The 3209-nt window shown below is 25.0% G+C and carries 3 protein-coding genes; all 3 read right to left on the bottom strand.

Features of this window, described 5'->3' with window-relative positions:
• Positions 1-838: 838 nt before the first annotated feature.
• Entirely contained in the window at positions 839-1252 is a 414-nt protein-coding gene (locus G468_RS0116680; RefSeq protein ID WP_026824000.1) for a structural protein, read from the bottom strand.
• A 427-nt stretch (positions 1253-1679) separates the two neighbouring features.
• The gene (locus G468_RS0116675; RefSeq protein WP_026823999.1) at positions 1680-2279 is read right to left on the bottom strand and encodes a lytic polysaccharide monooxygenase; all 600 of its coding nucleotides are present in this window, start codon (positions 2277-2279) and stop codon (positions 1680-1682) included.
• Positions 2280-2835: 556 nt separating this feature from the next.
• A complete protein-coding gene (locus tag G468_RS0116670) occupies positions 2836-3051 on the bottom strand; it encodes a hypothetical protein (RefSeq protein ID WP_026823998.1) in 216 nt (71 codons plus the stop codon).
• Positions 3052-3209 lie beyond the last annotated feature (158 nt).

Below are 3209 nucleotides of genomic sequence, written 5' to 3'. Positions count from 1 at the left end.
GAATTTAATAGAAATATTGAGTTCAAAACACCTCCATTAATGCCTTACTGTATTGATTGAGATTCCTAACCATGAACCAATATTTTTTATAGTGTAATTTAATAAAATTATTAATAATGGTATAACAACTGTTTTTATCAATTATTCAGAATTTAGAATCAATAACGTTATCAAATCGCAAGGGATTACACTTAAAAGAAAATAATCTTACAACCATATCGATTAAAAGAGAATTTAGCGTGACTTTTATGCTACTTTAACACAATCATACCATTTCTAGTCATACTATTTTAATAAATAATCGCTACCGCTCTTTTATTAAAACACGGTCTAGAAAAAGAGACAAACATACGATTAGTTTAGCTTAACTAACATTTATATTTATTTTTATACTTTGTTATATTATGGTCACTTTTTATATTCACCAAACTGCTCCTGACTTTGATAGCCTGATTAACAATAGTTAAAATTTTATCTGTATAAAATTAGCTGTTCGAAAGGACTGATATCTTTCAATTGACAATAAATAATGAGCACTAACTTAATTTTTTGTTAATGCTCAAAATAAAATTGAAAAATTGGAGTAATATAGTAAAGAAAAGTATTCAATGATTAAATATTTTACTAAATATAATTAATAGAAAAATGTATTATCTTTATTTCTGTTAATAATAAAATATTTTCTAAGTCTATAATTTTTAATTATACATAATTATTTTATTGAAAATCATACTAATAAAAAACAAAAAACCATATTTAGCTATAATCTTACAGTGAATATATTTTTATTTACAGAATAAAATTTATTTTGTTATAAAATAGGATTAATGATATTTAATTATATTATGTTATACGCTTTATCAAAGATTGCATCATTATAAGGCTGTTGACCATTTTCATAAAATATTATAGCTTTCACTAAACTAATTAATGTTGCTTTATCTTTTATATTAACAACTGACTTAGGTGATAAATTCATGCTATTGGAAACATTTATAATATATGCGCTAGTATTATTTTCATTATTTGGCGCCCATCGATTAATTAAATCGGATATAGTTTTTAAACCATACTTTTGTTGATATGTTCTCAGTAAAATCATTATAGCGCGAATACCACATTCAGGAGATTCAAATCGGCAAAATCTTTTTTCAATTGAAGGATCATGAGGTAAAGCACCCTGCCATTTATTAATAGGATTATAGTCAATATTTCCTGGATTATTATTACGAATACCACGTTGAATGGCCATAATTTATTTACTCCATATTTATTTTTTAATAATATCAATATTGAATCAAGAGTATCTTTAAATTTATTTTTTAAAATAACAATATTAACACTAAAAAACAAAATTAATAAATTACCAAATTTAAGGTTTTTTAAAAAACATTATTTATATACAAAACATACTATATATAGCAACCAATAAAAATATATTTAATCACTATTTATTTAATATATAGCATTCAAAAAATCCATAATGATAGCAACAGTAAAATAAATTTTTCATCAAGGTTGTCATGAGATTTAATTATAAAAAGAAACATAATAGAAAATATTATAATTTATCTGTAAAAAATAATATCTATTTTACATCTGGTAATTATATTAATGAGTAAGCACTAATTTATTAAATTTTTATCGAAAATGACAAAATTTTACTTACTATTGGACTATTATTTATCTGATATATTCACATCTATAACTTGATAAAAAGCTGAATCAGTATCAGCTATTGTCCATAAACCTAAAATAATTTGATAGCCACTGCGTTTTGGCACATGGCATTCGATTTTCATCTCATCAACAGTTAATCTTTTTCCATCATTTGATCGTAAACAAAATGGTTTTGATTCAAACGAATTGCGTGTTAATGGAGCATTTGGATCCCAGTCCTGCTTCGTAATATAAAACTCCCAACTTATTGTATGATTTGGCTGTGTTAGAAACCATTCAAATATATTTTTACCTACTTTAATATTATTTTTTTGCCAGCGATCGATATTTTGCTGATCTAATTGGTTAAACCAAAAATTATCACCGCTGGCTATTCTACCATCTTTGGCACCATATTGTGGAAAACCACTCGTCCCTTCAATCGACATTGGATCGCTACTAGCGCTACCACAATCTTTATTCTGCTCTATCCAGCATAAAACCGAACGGCTTTTAGGTGTATAAATAAATCCATGCATTGATTCACGATTAGAACTGACACTTGAAAATGCAGTTACAACAATTAATATAAATAGTATTAATAAGAAATTATTTTTCATCTTATAAATCCCTTAATTAATCATATGATTTAACAAAGTATCTGTCAGAAAAATATTTCATTAACAAAATAAATATAAATAATTAGAAGACCATTGAGATTATTAAATTAATAACGACATTTAATCAAGTAAAATAAAATTATTTTTTTATTGAGACATTTTTTATTTTCATATAATGCATTAATTTATAAATAATTTAAATTATAAATTTTTTAATTTGAAAAATTTTCACTTAAAAACAATTAAATATCATTAAAAATATTCATACTTAAATTAAAAATCAATTTCTTAATTGAGTGAGTTTAATATTTTTTTAGTAATTGACATTATACTAAATAAAAAATTTTCTTATATAAAAAAATAATTTCACATAATAGCAAGGCAGCCAAATTTTATTTCTTAATAACAAAAATATTCAGTGGAATACAATACCAAAGCTTTTCTTAATAATTAAACAGTTTAGATTGTCAGTAAAATATTATTAACTGTGCATCAAAATACTCTTTTCAATGCACAACAGATAAGAGAAATATTTAGAATTAATTATATAGTCTATTTAATTTTTTTTAGATACCCGAGATTCTGGTAATTCTGACCAATCAGGCTTTTCACCTGACATGATAGCCCTTCGTTGACTGTCTGTTCTTACTACACCGACCCCCATGTGATACTCTTCTCGCTTCTTTTTATAATACTGTTGTTGATAATCATCTGAGCTGACACAACCGACCAATAAGAAAAAAGGCATTATTGCAAAAAAATAATTTTTCATTGTCATATTCTCCTTCGTACAAAACTAAAGTTTAATATAAAAATTTTTTACCGAATATAGTTTATATCTGAACATAAGCACGCCTTTGGCGTGAGCATCGCGGCAAAGGCGCTCTATTTCTAGGCAATTCCCTTCTCGTCTTTTATACTCTGCTCTAT

It is taken from the genome of Arsenophonus nasoniae DSM 15247, from assembly GCF_000429565.1.
Taxonomy (GTDB): domain Bacteria; phylum Pseudomonadota; class Gammaproteobacteria; order Enterobacterales; family Enterobacteriaceae; genus Arsenophonus; species Arsenophonus nasoniae.
The sequence above is the reverse complement of the archived record's forward strand: the minus strand, read 5'-3'. Positions and strand labels throughout refer to the sequence as shown.